The 22,639-nt window shown below is 64.2% G+C and carries 19 protein-coding genes; 13 read left to right on the forward strand and 6 right to left on the reverse strand.

What is annotated here, in order from left to right; translation table 11 throughout:
* The first annotated feature begins 49 nt into the window (after window positions 1-49).
* A complete protein-coding gene (locus M2D63_RS17070) occupies window positions 50-688 on the forward strand; it encodes a pentapeptide repeat-containing protein (RefSeq protein ID WP_285864124.1) in 639 nt (212 codons plus the stop codon).
* On the opposite strand, the gene M2D63_RS17075 is transcribed toward M2D63_RS17070, so the two are convergent.
* Window positions 685-1,317, reverse strand: coding sequence for a response regulator transcription factor (locus M2D63_RS17075; protein ID WP_285864125.1), 633 nt, complete (start codon window positions 1,315-1,317; stop codon window positions 685-687). The two genes, M2D63_RS17070 and M2D63_RS17075, sit on opposite strands and share 4 nt — an antisense overlap.
* 175 nt (window positions 1,318-1,492) lie before the next feature.
* Here M2D63_RS17075 and M2D63_RS17080 point away from each other — a divergent pair, with 175 nt between their 5' ends.
* From M2D63_RS17080 to M2D63_RS17090, 3 genes are all read left to right on the forward strand, one after another.
* On the forward strand, window positions 1,493-2,158 hold the full coding sequence (locus M2D63_RS17080; RefSeq protein ID WP_285864126.1) for a response regulator transcription factor: 666 nt from the start codon (window positions 1,493-1,495) through the stop codon (window positions 2,156-2,158).
* 647 nt (window positions 2,159-2,805) lie between these two features.
* A complete protein-coding gene (locus M2D63_RS17085; protein ID WP_285864127.1) occupies window positions 2,806-3,903 on the forward strand; it encodes a 3-deoxy-7-phosphoheptulonate synthase in 1,098 nt (365 codons plus the stop codon).
* Between the two features lie 32 nt (window positions 3,904-3,935).
* A complete protein-coding gene (locus M2D63_RS17090; protein WP_285864128.1) occupies window positions 3,936-4,217 on the forward strand; it encodes a peptidylprolyl isomerase in 282 nt (93 codons plus the stop codon).
* 55 nt (window positions 4,218-4,272) lie between these two features.
* Here the strand turns inward: M2D63_RS17090 and M2D63_RS17095 are convergent, their stop codons facing one another.
* The 4 genes from M2D63_RS17095 to M2D63_RS17110 form a co-directional block, all read right to left on the reverse strand.
* Complete coding sequence (locus M2D63_RS17095) at window positions 4,273-5,115, reverse strand: 2OG-Fe(II) oxygenase (protein WP_285864129.1); 843 nt, start codon at window positions 5,113-5,115, stop codon at window positions 4,273-4,275.
* 115 nt (window positions 5,116-5,230) lie between these two features.
* Window positions 5,231-7,195, reverse strand: a complete 1,965-nt coding sequence (locus tag M2D63_RS17100) for a hypothetical protein (protein WP_285864130.1) — start codon at window positions 7,193-7,195, stop codon at window positions 5,231-5,233.
* A 3-nt stretch (window positions 7,196-7,198) separates the two neighbouring features.
* Window positions 7,199-9,214, reverse strand: coding sequence for a hypothetical protein (locus M2D63_RS17105; RefSeq protein WP_285864131.1), 2,016 nt, complete (start codon window positions 9,212-9,214; stop codon window positions 7,199-7,201).
* 10 nt (window positions 9,215-9,224) lie between these two features.
* Window positions 9,225-11,639, reverse strand: a complete 2,415-nt coding sequence (locus tag M2D63_RS17110) for a hypothetical protein (RefSeq protein ID WP_285864132.1) — start codon at window positions 11,637-11,639, stop codon at window positions 9,225-9,227.
* Between the two features lie 127 nt (window positions 11,640-11,766).
* On the opposite strand from M2D63_RS17110, the gene M2D63_RS17115 reads away from it, so the two are divergent.
* The 9 genes from M2D63_RS17115 (at window position 11,767) to M2D63_RS17155 (ending at window position 22,339) form a co-directional block, all read left to right on the forward strand.
* Window positions 11,767-13,611: an extracellular solute-binding protein gene (locus M2D63_RS17115; protein ID WP_405310410.1), complete on the forward strand. Its 1,845-nt coding sequence runs from the start codon at window positions 11,767-11,769 to the stop codon at window positions 13,609-13,611.
* Entirely contained in the window at window positions 13,608-14,666 is a 1,059-nt protein-coding gene (locus M2D63_RS17120) for a microcin C ABC transporter permease YejB (protein ID WP_285864133.1), read from the forward strand. The genes M2D63_RS17115 and M2D63_RS17120 overlap by 4 nt, the downstream gene beginning before the upstream one ends.
* Window positions 14,666-15,688, forward strand: a complete 1,023-nt coding sequence (locus tag M2D63_RS17125; protein ID WP_285864134.1) for an ABC transporter permease — start codon at window positions 14,666-14,668, stop codon at window positions 15,686-15,688. The genes M2D63_RS17120 and M2D63_RS17125 overlap by 1 nt, the downstream gene beginning before the upstream one ends.
* A gap of 30 nt (window positions 15,689-15,718) precedes the next feature.
* On the forward strand, window positions 15,719-17,110 hold the full coding sequence (locus tag M2D63_RS17130; protein ID WP_285864135.1) for a sigma-54-dependent Fis family transcriptional regulator: 1,392 nt from the start codon (window positions 15,719-15,721) through the stop codon (window positions 17,108-17,110).
* Between the two features lie 223 nt (window positions 17,111-17,333).
* Entirely contained in the window at window positions 17,334-18,725 is a 1,392-nt protein-coding gene (locus M2D63_RS17135; protein ID WP_285864136.1) for a GntP family permease, read from the forward strand.
* A 9-nt stretch (window positions 18,726-18,734) separates the two neighbouring features.
* Window positions 18,735-19,505 carry a 3-hydroxybutyrate dehydrogenase gene (hbdH, locus tag M2D63_RS17140; protein WP_285864137.1) on the forward strand — a complete coding sequence of 257 codons (771 nt, stop codon included), beginning with the start codon at window positions 18,735-18,737 and terminating at the stop codon, window positions 19,503-19,505.
* A gap of 56 nt (window positions 19,506-19,561) precedes the next feature.
* Window positions 19,562-20,041, forward strand: a complete 480-nt coding sequence (eco, locus tag M2D63_RS17145) for a serine protease inhibitor ecotin (RefSeq protein ID WP_285864138.1) — start codon at window positions 19,562-19,564, stop codon at window positions 20,039-20,041.
* 25 nt (window positions 20,042-20,066) lie between these two features.
* Window positions 20,067-22,028 carry an acetoacetate--CoA ligase gene (locus tag M2D63_RS17150; protein WP_285864139.1) on the forward strand — a complete coding sequence of 654 codons (1,962 nt, stop codon included), beginning with the start codon at window positions 20,067-20,069 and terminating at the stop codon, window positions 22,026-22,028.
* A gap of 35 nt (window positions 22,029-22,063) precedes the next feature.
* Window positions 22,064-22,339, forward strand: coding sequence for a peptidylprolyl isomerase (locus M2D63_RS17155; RefSeq protein WP_007932676.1), 276 nt, complete (start codon window positions 22,064-22,066; stop codon window positions 22,337-22,339).
* Here M2D63_RS17155 and M2D63_RS17160 read toward each other — a convergent pair.
* On the reverse strand, window positions 22,327-22,596 hold the full coding sequence (locus M2D63_RS17160; protein WP_285864140.1) for a DUF1652 domain-containing protein: 270 nt from the start codon (window positions 22,594-22,596) through the stop codon (window positions 22,327-22,329). The two genes, M2D63_RS17155 and M2D63_RS17160, sit on opposite strands and share 13 nt — an antisense overlap.
* Window positions 22,597-22,639: the final 43 nt, after the last annotated feature.

Consider the following 22,639-nt stretch of genomic DNA (forward strand, 5'->3'; position numbering starts at 1 on the left):
GGAGCGGGCTTGCCCCGCGAAAACCATTCCACGGCCACAGGAGATCGCCATGAAATACCTTCCCCTGCTACTCGCCGCCGCCCTGCCCTGCGCCTTCGCCAGCGACGACACCCCGCTCTCCATCAACGGCTGCCTGATCGCCCAGGAAAGCCAGTGCCCCAACGCCGACCTGCGCGGTGCCGACCTGAGCAACCAGGACCTGCGCAAGATCAACCTGGCCGGCGCCGACCTGCGCGGCGCCAACCTGCGCCACGCCCGCCTGGACCTGGCCAACCTGGAAAAAGCCAACCTGCAAGGCGCCAACCTGACCCGCGCCAGCCTGCAGCAAAGCAACCTGCGCCTGGCCAACCTGCAGGGCGCGACCCTGCTCGCCGTACAAGGCTGGGGCCTGTTCGGCCAGGGCGCCAACTTCAGCGACGCCAACCTCGCCGCCGCCTACCTCGAGTTCGCCCGCCTCTCCGGCGCACGCCTGCACAACAGCAACCTGCAAGCCGCCGACCTGGAAATGACCTGGCTGAGCAAGGCCGACCTCAAGGGCGCCAACCTGGCCGACGCCAACCTGCAGGAGGCCAAGCTGGGCGAAAGCAACCTGGAAGGCGCCGACCTGCGCGGTAGTCGCCAGCACTACGCCAACTTCCAGGACAGCAACATGGAAGGCTGCCAGGGCTGCCCCGACAGCTGGAACTAGGCTACCCGTTTCAGCAGGCCGGTCTCGATGGCCAGGTGCACCATCTCGGCCTGGGAGCCGACCTGCAGCTTGCTCTTGAGCAGGGTCAGGTAGTTGGATACGGTCTTGCTGCTCAGGCACAGCTGCCGGGCGATCACCCGGCTTGAGCTGCCCTTGGCCAGCAGGCGGAAGATTTCGATTTCCCGTGGGGTCAGCCCCTGCAGACGGGCATGGCTGCCCGGCACCTGCAGCGCCAGTTCCGTGGCCAGGGACTGCTCGATATAGGCATGACCACTCAACACCCGGCGTACCGCTTCAAGCACTACACCCGGCTCGGCATCCTTGGACAAAAAGCCACAGGCACCGGCATCCAGCGCCTGGCGCACCAGCCCCAGTTCCCGGTGTTCACTGAAGAACAGCACCCGCAGCTGCGGCAGGCGCTGGCGCAGGCGGCGGGTGGTTTCCAGGCCGCTGATGCCCGGCAACTCGTAGTCCATGATCACCAGCCCCGGCACCTGTTCGGCAACCCTGAGCAATGCCTCTTCGCCGCTGCCGGCCTGGACGATGGCCAGGCCTTCGAGGCCCTGTTCCAGCACCCGGGCCAGGCCCAGGCGCAGCAGCGGATGATCGTCGACCAGCAAAATGGCCATGGCGGCGCTCCTCGGGTCAGCCGTAGACAATCTTGCTCAATGCTAGGGCGCGGCTATCCCCGTCGGACTACTACTTTGGTACTGTTTCAGTTGTCGATGGTCGCATTTCCAAAGCGCTGTTACTGGCCTGTAATGAAGGGGTGCAGCGACAACCACAACAATAAGGTGCAAAGCCATGTACAAGATTCTGATCGCCGACGATCACCCGTTGTTTCGCGAGGCCATCCACAATGTGATCAGCGATGGCTTTCCCGGCAGCGAAGTGATGGAGACCGCCGACCTGGACAGCGCCCTGGCCCTGACCGCCGTGCACGACGACCTGGATCTGATCCTGCTCGACCTGAACATGCCCGGCATGCACGGCCTGGGCGGCCTGATCAACTTGCGCAACGAGGCACCGACGGTGCCGGTGGTGATCGTCTCCGCCGAGCAGGACAAGCAGATCGTGCTGCAGGCCATCACCTACGGCGCCGTCGGCTTCATCACCAAATCCTCGCCGCGCTCGCAGATGACCGAGGCCATCGAGCAGATCCTCAATGGCAACGTCTACCTGCCACCGGACATCATCCGCACGCAAAAGACCGGCAGCCGCCGCAGCCAGGGCGAGCACCCGGGGTTTGCCCCCGAACTGTTGCAGGCCCTGACCCGCAAGCAACTGCTGGTGCTCGAACGCATGACCAAGGGCGAGTCGAACAAGCAGATCGCCTACAACCTGGACATCGCCGAAACCACGGTCAAGGCCCACGTCTCGGCGATTTTGCGCAAGCTCAACGTGCACAACCGGGTGCAGGCGATCCTCAGCGCCGGCGATATCGACTTCACCGCCTACCTGCGGCGCTAGCCGTAATCGCGGCACAAGGCCGCTCCCACAGTGTCCGGGTATGCACTGTGGGAGCGGCCTTGCGCCGCGATAGGCTGCAAAGCAGCCCCAAATAGCCGGCACATATCACACTCATGCAAATTAGCCATTGAAACCACGCCCAAGCCTGAAGTAAGCTCGGGCTCATCAACTGGAGAGTCCCATGTCGCACACCCCCCTCACTCACGCTCGTCACACCGGTCGCCTGTCGCGCCCTGTGCTGGCTGTGGCCGAGTGCGCGACGGCGGCTCCCGCTGCATTTTATTTTGGGTATTGGTTTAGCCACAGGCGCCGCTGATACCCACACCGGCGCCCACTTTCAAGGGGCCGCCGAACACGAGAATACTCAACCCCCGGTCGGCCCCCCGACCGGGGGTTTTGTTTTTCAAGGCCCCACGACAACCGAACAGACACCGAGGATTACCCCATGAACTACGCCACCTATTACCGTTACCCAAGCTTTACCGCCTGGCGATTTAGCCAATCCCGTTCGGGCCAGTCTGCCGCCTCCGATCGGTCAATTGTTGGTGGCACACCTACACAAGACGCCAATCAGGCCATCTGTCGAACACCTCGATAGGGCCGACAGCGCGGGCCAGAACCCGCCATCCGCCCAGGGATACCAGCACATGCAATCGTCCACTCTCGCTCTGCCACTGTCCGAACCCACCGCTGCCAACAACGCCGTCAGCCAGCGCCTGCCGAGCCCGTTGTTGCTCAAGCAGCAAATGCCGCTGTCCACCGCCCTCACCGCCCAGGTCCAGGCCCATCGCCAGGCCATACGCGCCATCCTCGACGGAAAAGACTCACGCCTGCTGTTGATCGTCGGCCCCTGCTCGCTGCATGACCCACGCTCGGCCCGCGAATACGCCCAGCGCCTGGCACAACTGGCCACCGAGGTCAGCGACCAGATGCTCCTGGTGATGCGCGCCTACGTCGAAAAACCGCGCACCACCGTCGGCTGGAAAGGCCTGGCCTACGATCCGCACCTCGATGGCAGCGACGACATGCACGGCGGCATCGCCCTGTCCCGCGGCCTGATGCTGGCCATGCTCGAAGCCGGCCTGCCGGTGGCCACCGAGCTGCTGCAACCGATGGCGGCCGGCTACTTCGACGACCTGCTGAGCTGGGCGGCCATTGGCGCGCGCACCACCGAATCGCAGATTCACCGTGAGATGGTCAGCGGCCTGGACCTGCCCGTGGGCTTCAAGAACGGCACCGACGGCGGGGTCGGCATCGCCTGCGACGCGATTCGCAGCGCCGCCCACAGCCACCGCCACTTCGGCATGGACGTGCAGGGCTTCCCGGCGATCATCGAGACCCTGGGCAACCGCGACACCCACCTGGTGCTGCGCGGTGGCAGCAAGGGCCCCAACTACGACGCGCAAAGCATCGCCATGGCGCGCCAGGGCCTGGCCAAGGCCGGCGTCGCCGCACGGATCATGGTCGATTGCAGCCATGCCAACAGCGGCAAGGACCCGCTGCGTCAGCCCGAGGTGTTCAACGCCGTGCTGGACCAACGCCTGCAGGGCGATCGTTCGTTGATCGGCATGATGCTCGAGAGCCACCTGTTCGACGGCTGCCAGGCACTGGGCAAGGAGCCGCTCAAATACGGCGTATCGATCACCGACGGTTGCCTGGGCTGGGAGGGCACTGAAGCCCTGTTGCGCCAGGCGGCAAGCGCATTGCGTGACATTGCGCAGGCAAAACCGCTGGCAATCGGGTAGTCTCGGCACTTTCTTGCAAAGGAGTAACTCCCATGGCCAAAGCCACTGCCCGTCACATCCTGGTTGCCTCTGAAGAGAAGTGCAACGAACTGAAGGCCCAGATCGAAGCTGGCGCCGACTTCGCCGAAATCGCCAAGGCCAACTCCACCTGCCCGTCCAGCCGCCAGGGCGGTGACCTGGGCTCGTTCGGCCCGGGCCAGATGGTCAAGGAGTTCGACACCGTGGTATTCAGCGCCCCGGTCGGCACCGTCCAGGGCCCGGTGAAGACCCAGTTCGGCTACCACCTGCTGGAAGTGACCAGCCGTCAGGACTGAGTCGCACCCAGCATCCGGCCAAGGCTGTGCGAGCACACAAGCAGCCTTGGTCGGCTCATACGAATTCGCGTTCGCGCAGCCATTTCGTTGCCACCCATTTTTCACCCGCCACAACAGGACTGCCGCCATGCAACGAGCGGGTCGATGGGTCCGGCCTGTCGTAGCTGAAAAACAGCGCGCTTCCTCGCCTGGGCATGACCTCCAGGCCAACATCCGGGAACACCGTAGCGCCCCCCGCGTCCGGCGCCTGCAAATACATCAGCAACGTGGCGACACGCTGCCCGCCACTTGCCAGCACCTCTGAAGTCCCGGCACGCTCGGGTGAAAAATAGTCGTAATGCGGGGCGTATTGCGCACCCGGCAAATAGCGAAGTACCTGCAAGCCTTCAGCACATTCGACCGGCCATTGCAGCAACGCCGCAATACGCTGTTCCACTTGAGTGATCAGCGCGTTTTCACCTCGCTGGAAGAACATGCCGTCACTGGTTCGCTCCTCGCAGAGGATGTCCTTTCCGGAGTCCAGATCCAGGGTCAAGGACCGCTCCAGGCGCATGCGCGCCATACTGATCAGGCCTGTGCACTCGTCCTCGGACAACAGCTCATCGAACACAACGACCCGTGGGTGCTGCAGGGTTTGCAGCACTTGCACACGGCGGTCGCCGGCGTCGACATACATCGGTGAGCCGGACAGGTCCGGCCCTGGCATCGGCTTGCCAGGGTCGAGCGCTAACGCCTGGGCACTGGCGATACCCTGCTCTGCCAAGGCTTGCCTTGCTGCTCCATCACTCCAGCCCACCGACAACAGTTGGGTATACAACAGTGCATCAGGGTAATGGGCTGCGCGTTGCATCAAGATCCAATGACGCAGTTGCTCCGTGATTCTTTGTTGCTGTCCCATACTGAAACTCCCTGTGAACACCCACGGGCCGAGCGACGCTGCTGCGACATTCGCCAGGCGGACTTTCTACAGCACCAAAAAAAGGCGTGGCTGCGCTGGCCACGCCCTGCTTCAGTTACACCTCTTCATCCAGTGGACGAGGTGTGATCCTCACCGCTCCCCGAGCACCCGGGCTGGTCGGGTCGTAATACTGATTCTGTACGTTACCGCCCCACAGCACATAAGTACCATCGCTGCGCCTAGCAGCGAATGATGGATCAATGTGTGGAGGTCGATCTGGTGGCGGCGGTGGTGGCGGTGGCGGTGGCGGCGGTGGTGGCGGCTGTACGACATAGGGATAGCGTTTGATCGAGTACAGCTCGACGACACTGTCCTGCAGGTACCGCACCAGCTCGGGCGGAATCTCCCCGGCATCTTCCATGGCCAGCGTCGCGCCCCACACCAGTACCGCTCCCCTCACCACGCCTTGATCGACAATGACGCTGTAGGCACCATTGGTACAGTACACATCACGGATCAGGCTGGCCCTGAGCACCTGCTCGGTCGCGCCGGGCAGGTTGCCCCCATGCGTTGCGTATCCCCACGCCAGGACCTCAAGCGTCAGCCCCTCTTGATCAACGGCATAGAGAAAAAAGCTGACATCATTGGCCGCAATGCTGATCGCACCGTCGACAGTGATAACCCGGCTACCCACACCCGAGGTGGCATGCCTGTTGACCGGGTAGCGCTGAAACAGGCTGGCAATCCGCTGATTCTGCTCCTTGCTCAGCGAAGCCCCCCCGTACAACGTAGCGCCCCAGGCTTCAACCTGCCCCGAGGCGTTGACGATTGTGAACGCCCAGCGGTTGGCCTTGCAAAGCACAATATCACCTCGCCGCGCCAGTTCCGCAGCCGATGCCGACATCGTCCCGCCGCTTGCCGGAGCCCCCCAACTGTAAGCTCTTCGACGGTTGCGGGTGATAGCGACAAAGGCTTGCTCAGCGGCAATCACCGACAAGGCGCCGCCGTCATCGAGGATGGCTGTCAGCTGATCAATCGGGATGGTGCCGCCATCCCCTGCGGAGCCCCAGGCCACCACCTCCCCCCCTGTACCAATGGCGCAGAACGCACGTGGCCCGCAGATGATCCGCTCCACTATCATGGTATTGAGAACCGCGCGTACCTCCGGCGAAATACGCCCGCCTTGATGGATATGCCCCCAGGCATAGACCTTGCCCGACTGTGTGCGGACGGCAAAGGCCGTCTCGGTCGAATAGATCGCGGCGACGGGATCGGTGATCAGCGCAAGCTGGATGTCAGCAGGGACCTGTGCAGCAGGGTCGATGGCGCGACCAATGGCCCCGATGCGGTTGCTGTTGCCGGAAGGGTTGCGATACTCATAAACGATCACGCTGCGGTTGGTATAAACCGACTTGATGTTGCGCAGCGGCGGCAAATCGGCCGGGATATTCTGCCCCCAGACCAGCAACTGATTGGCTGACGTACCTGGAATATTGACCAGGATGGCGAAGTCCCGTTCGGTGGCAAAGGCCAGCACCCCCGGGTTGCTGATCAGGAAGTTGCGGATAAGTTCAGGAACATTCGCCCCCCAGGCAGCCTGACCTTCGATATAGGTCGTTCGGGTTGCCCCATCCAGCACAGCGAACGCGCCACCGGTCGAGACCAGGATACGGTCATCCGGCTCGGGGACATGAAAGGAGAAGTTGCCCTGCTGTTTCAGGTAACTGTTCTCGTTTTCCTCCGCGCTGATGCCCTGGAAACCGGACGTCACCCGCACCGGTGGCGAGAAATACTCGGCCCCCAGCTCTCCGTTCATCGCCCGGGGCATGACCGAGAACTCCAGCAGCGCGCCGGCATGCTCGCTTAACAATTTGAAGTCCTGGGCGCTGGCAACCACCTGGTTGTTCAGGTACCAACGGTAGACCGATCCGGCTTCCGGCAAGGTGCCGTGGTATTCATAGCTGCCGCGCAAACTACCACCTATGCACGGCAAACCCATGACCAGCACTGCACTGGCAATAGGTGGCGCCCGCAAGGCGCGCTTGCGCTGTTGGCTGAGTAACGAAAGTGTCTCGCTCATGGCTCAACTCCCTTGACCGGACAATTGCGCCAACCGTTCAGACTCCCGCCCTGGCTCGAAGTACTGATTGACCAGGTCTCCTCCAGCGCCCCAGACCACATAACCAGGCGCCTGCTTGCGGGCGATGAACGCCGAGTTCACGATTGCAACGGAGGGTGCAGCAAAGGGAAGCCGCTTGATTGAATACAGCTCGACCACGTCGCGCTGCAGTAACGCCTGCAAGTCGGCAGGCACCTCACCTGCGCCCCCTTGCGCGAGGGTCGCCCCCCAGCCGATGAATGCCCCCTGCACAACGCCCTGGCGAGCCAGAACGCCATAGGAGCGATTGGTACAGTAGACCGCATCGATGAGGCTGGCCTCCAGAACCTGCCGGGTCGCCTGGGGAAGGGTACCCCCGGCGGCCGTTTGTCCCCAGACGTGTACGGCCTCGGTCAAACCGAACTCATCTCGCGCCAACAAGAAGAAACTGGAGTCGTTGCTGTGCAGGCTGACTTCACCATCCACCGTGATCAACCGCGAGCTGGAGCGCCTGACGACGCTCTCGCAGGTGCAGCCCGGGCTGGCATGCGGTGTTCTTGGCGCAAGCTGCAGCAATCGCTCAGCAACCCGCCATTTCTCGAAAAGTTGTTCGATTCCAGGCTTGCAGCCGCTGTTTTCCAAGGCCCGCTGTGCGTCGAGCAACACCGGCTCCGCGTCAGTTGGCGTATTACCCCCATAGCCCACGGTGCCCCAGGCAGCCGCCTGGCCAAACGCATTGACCATACAGAACGCCCAGGCCGCGGCAACGCACATCACAATATTGCCGCGGGCATTGAGCTGCTGGGCCTCTGCCGAGAGCACGCCGCCATGGGCCGCATTACCCCAGACGACGACCCGTCCCGACTTGGTGATCACGCAGAACGCATTACGCGCGGCGATCACATGCCTGACGCCCCCGCCGATCATGATGGTTTCTATTTGCTGCGCGGTCAGCGTTCCACCACCATCTTTATTGCCCCAGGCAACAATATTCAGTTCATTCGGATCGCCCCGGCGCAGCGGGCCGATCGCGCAAAACGCCGACGCCGTGGCATAGATCTCGGTAACCCGCATCTGATCCAGGTACTGCCGGGTTTCAGCGTCTATGGTCCCGCCACCAAGTCCAAGCCCCCAAGCGTGGACATAGCTGTCCGTCGTGCGTACCGCAAAGGCGGTTTCAGTGGCATAGATGGCCTGTGGCAGATCGAACAGCAACTCTCGTTGAACCGCGTCAGGCACCCGACCACCATTGGCAGCATTACCCAGTGCACCGATCTTGTTGGCCGCTGGCGGGGGATTGTTGTAGATGAACGCCAAGGCCGAGCCATTGCTGTACACCGACTTGATGTTACGAGTGCCCACCTCTGGCGGTAATGTGGTCATCCAGGGTCCCCACACCAGCAACTGATTGGTGCCGGCATTGCTGACCACTGCCCCGAAGTCACTGCCCGTGGAGAACAACCGTACTGCCGGATTGTTCTGTAGAAGCCGTTGAATATCGGCAGGAATGTTCGCGCCAAAGTCATTGCGTCCCAGGGCGAATACATTCTGGGCAAGCCCATCCTGTAACGCCAGGGCGCCGGCACTGGACACCAGCAGACGATCCGTCGGCTCCCGCTCATACATGGAAAAGCTCCCGTCCTGAGACAGGAAGCTGCCCTCCATTTCTCTCGGCGAGATACCCTGGAAGTCATCGTAGACCTGCAGCGTGTTCGACCAGGTCTCCAGCCCCAGCTCCTCGCTCACGGCCCGAGGCGTCACGGAAAACTGCAGGTATTTGCCCAGGTGCTCCGCTGTCAGGGTCAGGCCCAACGTACTGGCCCCCGGGACGCCATCGATGTACCAACGATACACGGAGTCCTCTTCCGGGTTCTGTGCGTCATTGACATAGATGTAGCTGCCGCTGACCGTTCCGCCGACACGTGGCTCACCTATGATCGCCACGTTGTTGGCGACGGGAGCCGCCATCGGCGCCTCAGAAGTTTTTTGCTGTTCGCTCATGACTCGTTCCTCATTGACCATCGATAACGACTTCAAGCCCTACCCTTACCACTGCCTGGTAATAACTCACCTGACCCTGGACCTCGCTGAAGTCCGGAGCATTCTCTCCCCGGCCACTGACCTGACCGGCCTCGCTCAAGCCCAGCAAGGTGCTGCCGGCCTGGTAGATGCAGTGGGTCTGTGCCGGCATCGCGTCTCCCGAGGTACGTCCCCAGGACAGCCAAGAGCGATCCTCGCGCAAGGCGGCAAAACCGCCATAGGTGGCGGTCAGGGTCAGTACATTGCGCAATCCCGCCGGCACGTTTGCACCTTCTGCCGCCTGCCCCCAGGCATGGACGGTGGTGTCCTCGAGCAACACGGCGAACGCCGACGATGCCCCCAACAGGTAAACCGGTGCCGAGGGTGGAGGCGCCGGTTGTTGTCCGCCGAACTGCGGGTCGCCCCAGCAATGGATCCGGCCTTGGCCGTCAATGGCGGCGAAGGCGCGGCTGGTCGAAGCCAGTTGGCGAACGTCGACCAGACCTGCAGGCACCAGCCCGCCCTGACTGTGATCGCCCCAGGCGTGCACGCGGCCATCGGGCAAGAGTGCGGCGAAGGCACCATTGCTGGCGTACAGGCGCACGGCCCCTTGGGCAGCAACAACCAGCCCCGGCGTAATGCCGACTCCTTCACCCCAGCAGTAAACCCGGCCATCAACCTGACGCGTGGCAAACCCCGCATCGGCGCCAATGATCTGCTCGACGTTACGCAAGTTGGCCTTGATGCCCGCCGGTATCTCCCCTCCGGCGCCCGACTCTCCCCATGCCTCCACCCGCCCGTTACCCAGCAGCGCGGCAAAGGCCCTGCCTGCGCCCGCGACCACCTGCACATTGACAAGGTTGGGCACGACATCAGGAGGGATGCTCCCGCCAAACCCATCCACGCCCCAGGCCCTGACTTCGCCGCTGCGGGTCAAAGCCGCATACGCCTGACCACCGCCGCTGACATGCACGACGTCAGTGATACCCGGCGGCGGCAACAAGGGGCTGCCGGCCGCCGCCCAACCGAACAAGGTGCCGTCGTCTTTCACCAGGCAGCCGCTGTCATGGCTGCCCAGCAGCAACACGCCACTGACATTGCCCGGGCGCAATTCCAGAACTTCGGTGTCCGCCTCTGGGGAGCTGCGGTAGGAGACCTGCAACAGCTTTTCCGGGGCTGTGTCGATAAAGCTTTCGCCTGCCTCGCCCGCGGTGTCTCCCAGGTATTGCCAATGCACCGTGCCGGCACTGGCGCGGGCTACCAGCCGGGAAGGCGTAGCGTAGTAGTAGGGGCCCCGCGAGGAGCGCGCACCGAAGACCTCGAAACGCAGCCGAACCTCACCGATCACATGCACCGTGACCTGTTCGGAAAAGCCGACATGCGCACCACTGCGACGCAACTCATAGGCTACCCGCGCCCGGCCATGAACAATGTCGAGGACCTTCTGGTTGGCCACTTCAAACACCAGGCCGTCCGCACCCTCGATCTCAAGTTCAAGGGTTTCGGACACCGGATTGCCGTCAGCATCAATGCCGTACCAGTGCAGGCGTACCACGTCACCCGGAGCAAAATCAGGCGCAGGCGTTTCGACCCTGACCCTGGCCGCGCGACTGCCCAGCACAGCGACGTCGAGGAAGCCATCGACAGCGTCCAGCACCTCGGGCGCCGGCAGGTCACCTGCACGCACCACCACCTTGATCAATGTGCCTGGCGAGTGTCCGGACCAGTTGTTGACCTCGTCGTGAACCTCGTAGACCAGCGGCAGCGCCTCTCTGTCGCCGGCCTTGAGGATGATCTCCGCGGGCACGGTGATGACCACCGGCGCCAGCGGGTCATCGATGACTACTTGCTGGCGTACCGCCACGCCACCCCAGTACAGGGTGATCCACTGGACGGGCGTGCGGTTGGCGAATGGCGGGATCGTCACCTCGACGCCAGCCGCCAGGTGCTCCGGGCCCACGCCAAAGCGGGCGATTTCGTCGGGCACCAGCGGTGCTTCCAGGCCATCGCTGATGCCGGTGTCCGGGTCCGGTTCGACGCCGCCTGGGCGGTCGAGCTTGATCAGCAAGCGGTAACGTTCGGAGGGCTGGGTGTTGATGTCGGTGACGCTGTAGTGGATCGCCAGGGTGCGGGCAAACAGGTGCCGACGTTCGATCGACAGCAGCACGTCCTGGTTGTCCTCGCCCTCGAGAATCGGCCGGATCAGCAGCGGCTCGGGATCGTCATCGAGGTACAGCGCCAGGCGTTGGCCGGGGGCCATGTCCAGCCAGGCGTAGACCAGGATGGCCAGGTCTTCGCCGACATCGGCAATGCCGATGCCACCATCAAAGCCGTCCAGCTCCCTGGCCTTGAGTACCAGCGGGGGATGCAACGGGGGTCGCTCGACACTCACGGCTTGGTTTGCCATCGTTCGCTCCTGCTAATCTCAAGCCACGGGAAATGTGGTTCGAGGCAGAGTTAGCGCCCTATGGCGGTGGTCCGTAAACTGATAGAAATGACAGGTACAAAAGCCCAGAACCTCAGGTTAACCTCCGATGCGGACAACCCTATCCGGTGCCATGCTGGCCTTTGCCCTGCTCCTGGCGCTGCCCACGGCAGCGGCGCCACAACACGCCCTGACGGTGTACGGCGAAGCGCCGCGCTACAGCGCGGGGTTCCAGCACTTCGCCTACGCCAACCCGGACGCCCGCAAAGGCGGCAGCCTGCGTCGCTCGGCCATCGAGATCGGCCAGTTCGACCACATCATTCCCTATATCGACAAGGGCATCGGCGTCGCCGAAGTCGACGGCTGGCTGTATTCGCCACTGGCGGTGCGCTCGCAGGATGAGCCCTACACCGTCTACGGCCTGGTCGCCCGCCAACTGGAACGCGACCCCGACGGCCTGTGGCTGCGTTTCTACCTCGACCCACGCGCGCGTTTTGCCGACGGCCAGCCGATCCGCGCCGAGGATGTGCGCTACACCTTCGAGCTGCTGATGCACCAGGGCAACCTCAAATACCGCACCCAGTTCGCCGATGTCGAACGGGTAGAAATCGAAGGTCCCCGGCAGATTCGTTTTCACTTCAAGAACAACCAGAACCGCACCCTGCCCCTGGACCTGGCCACCTTGCCGGTGCTGCCCGAGCACTGGTGGAAGGATCGCGACTTCGCCAGCGGTGGCGGCTTCGAGGCGCCTTTGGGCAGCGGGCCGTACCGCATCGGGCAGATCGACAACGGTCGCAGCATCACCTTCGAGCGCGACCCCACCTGGTGGGCGAAGGAGCTGCCGGTCAACCGCGGCCGCTACAATTTCGACCGCCTGCGGATCGAGTACTTCGGCGACACCGAGGTAGCGCGCCAGGTGCTGCGCGGCGGCAGCTTCGACTACAACCGCGAGTTCTCCGCCACCGGCTACACCATCGGCTACGACAGCCCGGCCCTGGACGATGGCCGCCTGCAGCGCGCGCACCTGGGCAAGGAGGCGCCGCAGACCGCCCAAGGCTTTGTCTTCAACCTGCAGCGACCGGTGTTCAAGGACCGCCGGGTGCGCCAGGCGCTGGCCCTGCTGTGGGACTTCGAGTGGAGCAACCGGCAGATGATGCGCAACCTGTACATCCGCCAGCAGAGCTTTTTCTCCAACAGCGCCCTGGCCGCCCGCGCCCTGCCCGACGCCGGCGAACTGGCGCTGCTCGAACCCTTGCGCGACCAAGTGCCGGCCGAAGTCTTCACCGAGGTGTTCGAAGCGCCGCGCACCGACGGCTCGGGGATTATCCGCGACAAGCAGTTGCAGGCCCTGGCGTTGTTGCAGGACGCAGGCTGGAAGCCCGAGGGCGATCAACTGGTGAACGCCGAAGGCGAACCCCTGCGCTTTACCTTCCTCAACGGCCAGGCCGGCTTCGAGCGCCTGCTGTTGCCGTGGAAGCGCACCCTGGCGCAGATCGGCATCACCCTTGAGATCCGCCGCATCGACGCCTCGCAGTACATCAACCGGCTGATGGAGCGCGACTACGACATGATCGTCACCGGCTACCCGGTGTCGCCGTCCCCCGGCCTTGAGTTGTACAACTTCTTCGGTTCGGCAGCGGCCAAGGACCCGGGCTCGAACAACTACATGGTGCTGCAGAATCCTGCGGTCGACCGCCTGATCGACGGCCTGGTCAAGGCCAGCACCCAGGCCGACATGCTGCGCCATGCCCATGCCCTGGACCGGGTGCTGCAGTGGAACTACTACTGGATTCCCAACTACTACCCACCGGGCTCCTCCACCGTCTGGTGGAACCGCTTCGGTCTGCCCAAGGTCCAGGCCAGCAACGATGAAGGCCTGGACAGCTGGTGGGAAGTCAGCCCCACGGCATTGACCAACGCGCAGATGGCCGAGCGCCTGAAGGAGCAGCCATGACCGTTTACATCCTGCGCCGCCTGCTGCTGATCGTGCCGACCCTGTTGATCATCCTGCTGGTCAACTTCGTCATCGTCCAGGCCGCCCCCGGGGGGCCGGTGGAACAGGCCATCGCCCGCCTGCAGGGCATCGGTGGCGGTGCGCCGGGTGCCAGTGCCGAGACGCTGCACAGCAGCTCCCGGGCCAGCCGTGGCCTTGACCCCAAGCTGATCGAGGACATCAAGCGCCAGTATGGCTTCGACAAGTCCGCACCCGAGCGGCTGTGGTTGATGCTCACCCAATACGCCCGCCTGGATTTCGGCACCAGCTTCTTTCGCGGCGCCAAGGTCACCGACCTGATCCTGGAGAAGATGCCGGTGACCCTGTCGCTGGGCTTCTGGGCCACCCTGATCACCTACCTGGTGTCGATCCCCCTGGGCATCCGCAAGGCTGTGCGCCATGGCAGCGCCTTCGACGCCTGGAGCAGCAGCCTGATCGTGATCGGCTACGCCCTGCCGTCGTTCCTGTTCGCCCTGCTGCTGATCGTGGTGTTCGCCGGCGGCACGTCGCTGAACTGGTTTCCGGTGCGCGGGCTGGTGTCGGAGAACTTCGACCAGTTGAGCCTGCTGGGCAAGCTGGCCGACTATTTCTGGCACCTGGTGCTGCCGGTCGGCGCCCTGGTGATCGGCGGCTTCGCCACCCTGACCCTGCTGACCAAGAACGCCTTTCTCAACGAGATCACCCGCCAGTACGTGATCACCGCCCGGGCCAAGGGCCTGAGCGAGCGCCGGGTGCTGTACGGCCATGTATTTCGCAACGCCATTCTGCTGGTGGTGGCCGGCATTCCCCAGGCGCTGATCAGCGTGTTCTTCGCCGGCTCCCTGCTGATCGAGGTGATCTTCTCCCTCGATGGCCTGGGGCGCCTGAGCTATGAGGCGGCCGTGTCGCGGGACTACCCGGTGGTGTTCGGCTCGCTGTTCATCTTCACCTTGTTCGGTCTGCTGATCCGTCTGGTGGGCGACTTGTGCTACACCCTGGTCGATCCGCGCATCGACTTTGCCACGAGGGCACATTGATGTTCAGCCTGTCGCCAGTTTCGCGCAGACGCCTGCAGCGCTTTCGACGCAATCGCCGTGGCTGGTACTCGCTATGGATGTTTGGCGTGCTGCTGGTGCTGAGCCTGGGCGCGGAGCTGGTGGCCAATGACAAGCCGCTGCTGCTGGGCTACCAGGGTCAGTTGTATTTTCCGGCATTCAAGCGCTACACCGAGCAGGCCTTCGGCGGCCAGTTGCCGTTCCAGCCCGACTACCGCAGCCAGTACGTGCAGACGCTGATCAAGGACCAGGGCGGCTGGATGCTGTTCGCCCCGGTGCCGTTCAGCGCCGACACGCCCAACTATGACCTGCAGCAACCCACCCCCAGCCCGCCCACCGCAGTGAACTGGCTGGGCACCGACGACCAGGCCCGGGATGTGCTGGCACGGGTGCTGTACGGCACCCGGGTGTCGATCCTATTCGCCCTGGCCCTGACCTTGATCAGCACACTGATCGGCATTGCCGCCGGGGCCCTGCAGGGCTACCACGGTGGCTGGGTCGACCTGATCGGCCAGCGCCTGCTGGAGGTCTGGTCGGGCTTGCCGGTGCTCTACCTGCTGATCATCCTCAGCGGCTTCGTCGAACCGAATTTCTGGTGGCTGCTGGGGATCATGGCGCTGTTTTCCTGGCTGGCGCTGGTGGACGTGGTGCGTGCCGAGTTCCTCCGTGGGCGCAACCTGGAGTACGTGCAGGCCGCCCGCGCCCTGGGCCTGCCCGACCGCTGGGTGATCCTGCGGCACATCCTGCCCAATGCCATGAACGCCACCCTGACCTACCTGCCGTTCATCCTTACCGGCGCCATCACCACCCTCACCGCCCTGGACTTCCTCGGCTTCGGCATGCCCGCCGGCAGCGCCTCGCTGGGCGAGCTGGTCAACCAGGGCAAGCAGAACCTGCAGGCGCCGTGGCTGGGCTTTACCGCGTTCTTCGCCCTGGCCCTGATCCTGTCGCTGCTGGTATTCATTGGCGATGCCTTGCGCGAAGCCTTCGATCCACGGGCATAATCGCAACCTTCACGTTTCAGGGAGCGGTGCATGCCTGCCAATGACAGCCTCAAGGATTACCAGCAGGTGCGCCAGCTGGCCATCCGTTCGCTGTTCGAGATCATCGAGCAGTCCAGCGAGGGTACGCTGATCGTCGATCGCGATGCGCGGATTGTCTGGATCAACGAGCGCTATGCCCGGCGCTTCGGCCTGGGCGATGCCGCCAGCGCCATCGGCCAGCCCTGCGAAAGCGTGATTCCCGGCAGCCTGATGCGCGAGGTGCTGAGCAACGGCCGGCCGATCCTGCTGGACATGCTCGACACCCCCAAGGACCCGCTGGTGGTCATGCGTCTGCCGGTGCACGACGGCAGTGGCGAGCTGATCGGCGCCATCGGCTTTGCCCTGTTCGATGAACTGCGCAGCCTGTCGCCCCTGCTCAAGCGCTACGCCAGCATGCAGCAGGAACTGGCTTCGACCCGCTCGCTGCTGCGCGCACGCCAGGCCAAGTACAGTTTCGCCCAGTTCATCGGCACCAGCGCCGCCAGCCTTGAGGTCAAGCGCCGCGCCCGGCGCGGTGCCAGCAGCGATTCGGCGGTGTTGCTGCTGGGCGAGACCGGCACCGGCAAAGAGCTTTTGGCCCATGCCATTCATGCCGCCTCGCCACGGGCGCACAAGGCCTTTGTCAGCATCAACAGCGCCGCCATTCCCGAGACCCTGCTCGAAGCCGAGTTCTTCGGCACCGCCCCCGGGGCCTATACCGGCGCCGATCGCAAGGGCCGGCCGGGCAAGTTGCAACTGGCCGAGGGCGGCACGCTGTTTCTCGACGAGATCGGCGACATGCCCCTGCCGCTGCAGAGCAAGTTGCTGCGGGTATTGCAGGAGAAGGAATACGAGCCGGTCGGCTCCAACCAGATGATGCACAGCGACGTGCGCATCATTGCCGCGACCTCCACTGACCTGGCGGCGGCCATGGCCCGGGGCGAGTTTCGTGCCGACCTGTATTACCGCCTCAACGTCCTGCCGATCAACGTTCCACCGCTGCGCGAGCGCCTCGATGACCTGCCGGCGCTCAGCGAAGCGATTCTCGAAGAACTCGGTAGCCAGCATGAGCTGGAGCCCGATGCCCAGGCGCTGCTGGCCCGGCATGCCTGGCCGGGCAATATCCGCGAGCTGCGCAACGTGCTGGAGCGGGCCACCTTGCTGGCGGACCAGCCACGGCTCAGTGCCCAGGATGTGCAGGCGGCGCTGGGCAACCTGGCGCCGTTGCAGGCTCAGGCGGCGCCGCTGAGCTATAAACAGGCGTGCGCGGATTTCGAACGTCAGTTGCTCGGCGACACCCTCGCCCGCTGTGCCGGCAACGTGCCGGAAGCGGCGCGGCAGCTGGGCCTGGGGCGGTCTACCTTGTACAAGAAGCTGGTGGCGCTGGGGATTTCGTCTCAATAACGAGACTGGTGTTTCTGATTTGAGATCGCCTCGCGGGGCAAGCCCGCTCCTACAACACCCTGTAGGAGCGGGCTTGCCCCGCGATCGCGCCCGTCTCCAAATAGAGACAAGCACGTACGAAAAATCATTTTAATCCTTATTAATCAACAACTTAACTACTTGGCACGATTCCCGCTATCTCCAGCGAACCAACAAAAACAAGATGCACCCAAGGAGACACTCGATGAGTGTGATCATCGCCCTGGCAGCCCTCGCGCTGCTGATGCTGGCTGCCTACCGTGGTTACAGCGTTATCCTCTTCGCCCCCATCGCCGCCCTCGGCGCTGTCCTGCTCACCGACCCCTCCGCCGTGGCCCCGGCCTTCACCGGCGTGTTCATGGAGAAAATGGTCGGTTTCATCAAGCTGTACTTCCCGGTGTTCCTGCTCGGCGCCGTGTTCGGCAAGCTGATCGAGCTGTCGGGCTTTTCCCGCTCCATCGTCGCCGCCGCCATCCGCCTGCTCGGCACAAGCCAGGCGATGCTGGTGATCGTACTGGTTTGCGCCCTGCTCACCTACGGCGGGGTATCGCTGTTCGTGGTGGTGTTCGCGGTCTACCCGTTCGCCGCCGAAATGTTCCGCCAGAGCAACATCCCCAAGCGCCTGATTCCGGCGACCATCGCCCTGGGTGCGTTCTCCTTCACCATGGACGCCCTGCCCGGCACCCCGCAGATCCAGAACATCATCCCCAGCACCTTCTTCAACACCACTGCCTGGGCCGCGCCCTGGCTGGGGCTGATCGGTACCCTGTTCGTGTTCTGCACCGGCATGCTCTACCTGCAGCGCCAGCGCAACAAGGCCCAGCGCGCCGGCGAAGGTTACGGCTCGGACCTGCGCAACGAGCCGGAAACCGCCGCCGACCTCAAACTGCCCAACCCGCTGCTGGCCCTCTCGCCCCTGCTGCTGGTGGGGGTCATGAACCTGTTGTTCACCCACTGGATCCCGGCCTGGTACGGCAAGACCCACAGCCTCGCCCTGCCGGGCATGAGTGCGCCGGTGCAGACCGATATCGCCAAGCTCACGGCGATCTGGGCGGTGGAAGCCGCCTTGCTGCTGGGCATCCTGCTGGTGCTGGTCGCAGGCTTTGGCGCGATCAAGCATCGCCTGGCCGAAGGCAGCAAGAGCGCGGTCAGCGGCGCCTTGCTGGCGGCCATGAACACCGCCTCCGAATACGGCTTCGGCGCGGTGATCGCCTCGCTGCCGGGCTTTCTGGTGCTGGCCGACGCCTTGCGCGCCATCCCCAATCCGCTGGTCAACGAGGCCATCACCGTCACCCTGCTGGCGGGCATCACCGGCTCCGCCTCGGGGGGCATGAGCATTGCCCTGGCGGCCATGTCCGACAGCTTCATCGCTGCCGCCAACGCCGCCAACATTCCCCTTGAGGTGCTGCACCGGGTGGCGTCCATGGCCAGTGGCGGCATGGACACCCTGCCGCACAACGGCGCGGTGATCACCCTGCTGGCCGTGACCGGCCTGACCCACCGCGAAGCCTACAAGGACATTTTCGGTATTACCCTGATCAAGACCCTGGCGGTGTTCGTGGTCATCGCCACCTTCTACGCCACTGGCATCGTCTAAGGAGCATCCATGAATCTCATCGGCAAGACAGCACTGGTCACCGGTTCCACCAGCGGCATTGGCCTGGGCATCGCCCATGTCCTGGCGCGGGCCGGGGCCAACCTGATCCTCAACGGCTTCGGCGATGCCAACGCGGTGATCGCCGAGGTGGCCCGGCACGGCACCCGGGTCGGCCATCACCCGGCCGACCTCGGTGACCTGGCACAGATCGAAGACCTGTTCGCCTATGCCGAGCGCGAGTTCGGTGGCGTCGATATCCTCGTCAACAACGCCGGCATCCAGCATGTGGCCCCGGTCGAAGACTTCCCCGTCGAGCGCTGGGACTCGATCATCGCCATCAACCTGACCGCCGTGTTCCATGGCACCCGCCTGGTGCTGCCGGGCATGCGCCAGCGCAACTGGGGACGGATCGTCAACATCGCCTCGGTGCACGGCCAGGTCGGCTCCACCGGCAAGGCCGCCTACGTCGCGGCCAAGCACGGAGTGGTCGGCCTGACCAAGGTGGTGGGCCTGGAGACCGCCACCAGCAACATCACCTGCAACGCCATCTGCCCGGGTTGGGTACTGACGCCGCTGGTGCAGAAACAGATCGACGACCGTGCCGCCGGCGGTGTCGACGCCGGCCAGGCGCAGCGCGATCTGCTGGCCGAAAAGCAACCTTCGCTGGCCTTCGTCACTCCCGAACACCTGGGTGAGCTGGTATTGTTCCTCTGTAGCGAAGCTGGCAGCCAGGTTCGCGGCGCCGCCTGGAACATCGATGGCGGCTGGCTGGCCCAATGACGGGTGGCTCGGGATCTGGTTGCGGCATCGTCTTTTTTACCTGCAAGGAGGCCTTCATGCGCCCGATCCCCCTCACCGCGTTGTTCACCCTGACCCTGGCGACCGCCGTTTCGGCACAGGCCGCCAGCCTCAAGGATGTAGCGCCCTACCCCGAGGCCGAAAAAGGCTTTACCCGCCAGGTCATCCACCTGCCGGCCCAGGCCGACGAGTCGGCGTTCAAACTGGAAGTACTGGCCGGCAAGCAGTTGCAGGTCGACTGCAACCGCCAGCGCCTGGGCGGCAACCTGGAAGAACAGACCCTGCAAGGCTGGGGCTACAACTACTACCGCCTGGAGAAAGTATCGGGCCCGGCCTCGACCCTGATGGCCTGCCCGGACGGCAAGAAACAACAAGCCTTCGTGCCGGTGATCGGCGACGGTTTCCTGCTGCGCTACAACAGCAAGCTGCCGGTGGTGGTCTATGTGCCTGACGGCGTCGAAGTGCGCTACCGCATCTGGTCAGCCGCAGGCGACGTGAAGCACGCTACAGTGGAATAAGGGTTCCACCTTTGAGGAACGCGGCATGAACGAAGTGCTCTGGCGCCCCGGCAAGGCGCGCATTCAGGCCAGCCGCATGGAGGCCTTTCGCAAGGAGGTCAACCGCAGGCATGGTCTGGCGCTGGCCGACTACGACCAGTTGCATCGCTGGAGCATCGACCAGCGTGCCGCGTTCTGGCAGACCCTGGCCGAGTACTTCAAGGTGCGCTGGCATCAGCCGGCCACCCGGGTGCTCGACGAGGGGCCGCAGATGCCCGATGCCCGCTGGTTCAGCGGCGCCACCCTGAATTTCGCCGAACACCTGCTGCAGCGCCGCGATGGGCAGACTGCCCTGATCGTGGTGCGCGAAGACGGTGAGCGGCAGTCGATCAGCCATGCCGAGCTGGCCGCCCAGGTCGCCGGCCTGCAACGCAGTTTCCAGGCCGCCGGCATCGGCGTTGGCGACCGCGTGGCGGCGTGCATGCCCAACACCTGGCAGACCCTGGTGGCGATGCTGGCCTGCACCAGCCTCGGCGCGGTCTGGTCCTGCTCGTCGCCGGAGTTCGGCACCCACGGCATCATCGACCGTTTCGGCCAGATCGAACCCAAGCTGCTGATCGTCTGCGCCGGCTACCAGTACGCCGGCAAGGCCATCGACCAGGTCGACAAGATCAACGAGGTGCTGGCCGCGCTGCCCAGCCTCGAACAGGTGCTGGTGGTGCCCTACACCCGCGCCCGCACCCGCGTCGACGAATTCCACAGCCGTGCCCCGGTCAGCCTGTGGGACGACTTCTACCAGGCAGGCGGTGAACCGCAGTTCACCCCACTGCCCTTCGACCACCCCCTCTACATCCTCTACTCCAGCGGCACCACCGGCGTGCCCAAGTGCATCGTCCACAGCGCCGGCGGCGTGCTGCTGCAGCATTTGAAAGAGCACGGCCTGCACAATGACCTGGGCCCCGACGACGTGCTGTTCTACTACACCACCTGCGGCTGGATGATGTGGAACTGGCTGGTCAGCGGCCTGGCCGTGGGCACCACCCTGGTGCTCTACGACGGCTCACCCCTGCACCCCGGCCCCGAGCGGCTGCTCGACCTGATTGACAGCGAACGGATCACCGCCTTCGGCACCAGTGCCAAGTACCTGGCGGCGCTGGAGCATGCCCATGTGCAACCGCGCCAAAGCCACCACCTGGCCTCGCTCAAGCTGCTGCTGTCCACCGGCTCGCCGCTGTCGCCGGAGAGCTATGACTACGTCTACCGCGAGTTCAAGGCCGACCTGTGCCTGGCCTCGATGTCGGGCGGCACCGATATTTGCTCCTGCTTCGTCATCGGCAACCCGGTGCTGCCGGTACGCCGCGGGCAGATCCAGTGCAAGAGCCTGGGCATGGCGGTGGAAGTCTGGGACGACAATGGCAAGCCTGTGGTGGGCGAGAAAGGCGAGCTGGTCTGCACCCGGCATTTCCCGGCCATGCCCCTGGGCTTCTGGAACGATCCTTTGGGCGAGCGCTTTCGCGCCGCCTATTTCAGCCAGTTCCCCGGGGTCTGGGCCCAGGGCGACTACGCCGAGCAAACCCCGCAAGGCGGCCTGCTGATCCACGGTCGCTCGGACGCGGTGCTCAACCCCGGTGGCGTGCGCATCGGCACGGCGGAAATCTATCGTCAGGTGGAAAAGATCGACGAGGTGCTGGAAAGCGTCGCCATCGGCCAGCGCTGGCACAACGACGTGCGCGTGGTGTTGTTCGTGCGCCTGCGCGAGGGCCTGCAACTCGACGAGGCGCTGCAGGCACGCATTCGCCAGGTGATCCGCAGCAACACCACCCCGCGCCATGTGCCGGCGGTAATTGCGGCGGTCAGCGATATTCCGCGCACCATCAGCGGCAAGATCGTGGAGCTGGCGATTCGCAACGTGGTGCACGGCGAGCCGGTGAAAAACACCGACGCCCTGGCCAACCCAGAGGCCCTGGCGCAATTTCGCGACCGCCCGGAACTGCGCGATCAGGCATAATGCGCGGTTTCAGCGCTTTGCACAGGTACGACGAAATGAAAGCACAGGCCCGGCACATTCTGGTCAAGACCGCCGAGGAGGCCGAACAGCTCAAGCAACGCATCGCCAAGGGCGAGGCGTTCGATGTGCTGGCCAAGAAATACTCCACCTGCCCCTCCGGCAAACGCGGTGGCGACCTGGGTGAGGTGCGCCCGGGGCAGATGGTCGGGGCCATCGACCAGGTGATCTTCAAAAAGCCGCTGCGTACCGTGCACGGCCCGATCAAGAGCAAGTTCGGCTATCACCTGGTGCAGGTGTTCTACCGCGACTGACCGCCAGGATGGCGGTGCAGCGCACGCAAGTTGCGCTGGTCCTCCAGGTCATTGCGCAGGCCGGCGATCAGGTTCGAAATGGCCCGGCTGCTGTTCAGCGGCTCGGTGCTGATGCCGGTCACCAGCAGGTCGACCTGCTCGCAGCTGCGGTCGTACACCCGCACCGTCAATGAACGGTCCGCCGCCTGGGTGCACTGGCAGCGGGTGGGTAGAAAACTGCGTTCGATGATGTTGCGCAACTCCAGGGTCGAGAGCATCGGTGATTCTCCTTGCAGGTGGCAGACAGCGGTTCCGTGTTGC

This window comes from Pseudomonas sp. BJa5, from assembly GCF_030272875.2.
Taxonomy (GTDB): domain Bacteria; phylum Pseudomonadota; class Gammaproteobacteria; order Pseudomonadales; family Pseudomonadaceae; genus Aquipseudomonas.

Coding starts and splice junctions, on each gene's coding strand:
- M2D63_RS17070 (WP_285864124.1), top strand. CDS start 50: ATGAAATACCTTCCCCTGCTACTCGCCGCCGCCCTGCCCTGCGCCTTC.
- M2D63_RS17075 (WP_285864125.1), bottom strand. CDS start 1,317: ATGGCCATTTTGCTGGTCGACGATCATCCGCTGCTGCGCCTGGGCCTG.
- M2D63_RS17080 (WP_285864126.1), top strand. CDS start 1,493: ATGTACAAGATTCTGATCGCCGACGATCACCCGTTGTTTCGCGAGGCC.
- M2D63_RS17085 (WP_285864127.1), top strand. CDS start 2,806: ATGCAATCGTCCACTCTCGCTCTGCCACTGTCCGAACCCACCGCTGCC.
- M2D63_RS17090 (WP_285864128.1), top strand. CDS start 3,936: ATGGCCAAAGCCACTGCCCGTCACATCCTGGTTGCCTCTGAAGAGAAG.
- M2D63_RS17095 (WP_285864129.1), bottom strand. CDS start 5,115: ATGGGACAGCAACAAAGAATCACGGAGCAACTGCGTCATTGGATCTTG.
- M2D63_RS17100 (WP_285864130.1), bottom strand. CDS start 7,195: ATGAGCGAGACACTTTCGTTACTCAGCCAACAGCGCAAGCGCGCCTTG.
- M2D63_RS17105 (WP_285864131.1), bottom strand. CDS start 9,214: ATGAGCGAACAGCAAAAAACTTCTGAGGCGCCGATGGCGGCTCCCGTC.
- M2D63_RS17110 (WP_285864132.1), bottom strand. CDS start 11,639: ATGGCAAACCAAGCCGTGAGTGTCGAGCGACCCCCGTTGCATCCCCCG.
- M2D63_RS17115 (WP_405310410.1), top strand. CDS start 11,767: ATGCGGACAACCCTATCCGGTGCCATGCTGGCCTTTGCCCTGCTCCTG.
- M2D63_RS17120 (WP_285864133.1), top strand. CDS start 13,608: ATGACCGTTTACATCCTGCGCCGCCTGCTGCTGATCGTGCCGACCCTG.
- M2D63_RS17125 (WP_285864134.1), top strand. CDS start 14,666: ATGTTCAGCCTGTCGCCAGTTTCGCGCAGACGCCTGCAGCGCTTTCGA.
- M2D63_RS17130 (WP_285864135.1), top strand. CDS start 15,719: ATGCCTGCCAATGACAGCCTCAAGGATTACCAGCAGGTGCGCCAGCTG.
- M2D63_RS17135 (WP_285864136.1), top strand. CDS start 17,334: ATGAGTGTGATCATCGCCCTGGCAGCCCTCGCGCTGCTGATGCTGGCT.
- hbdH (WP_285864137.1), top strand. CDS start 18,735: ATGAATCTCATCGGCAAGACAGCACTGGTCACCGGTTCCACCAGCGGC.
- eco (WP_285864138.1), top strand. CDS start 19,562: ATGCGCCCGATCCCCCTCACCGCGTTGTTCACCCTGACCCTGGCGACC.
- M2D63_RS17150 (WP_285864139.1), top strand. CDS start 20,067: ATGAACGAAGTGCTCTGGCGCCCCGGCAAGGCGCGCATTCAGGCCAGC.
- M2D63_RS17155 (WP_007932676.1), top strand. CDS start 22,064: ATGAAAGCACAGGCCCGGCACATTCTGGTCAAGACCGCCGAGGAGGCC.
- M2D63_RS17160 (WP_285864140.1), bottom strand. CDS start 22,596: ATGCTCTCGACCCTGGAGTTGCGCAACATCATCGAACGCAGTTTTCTA.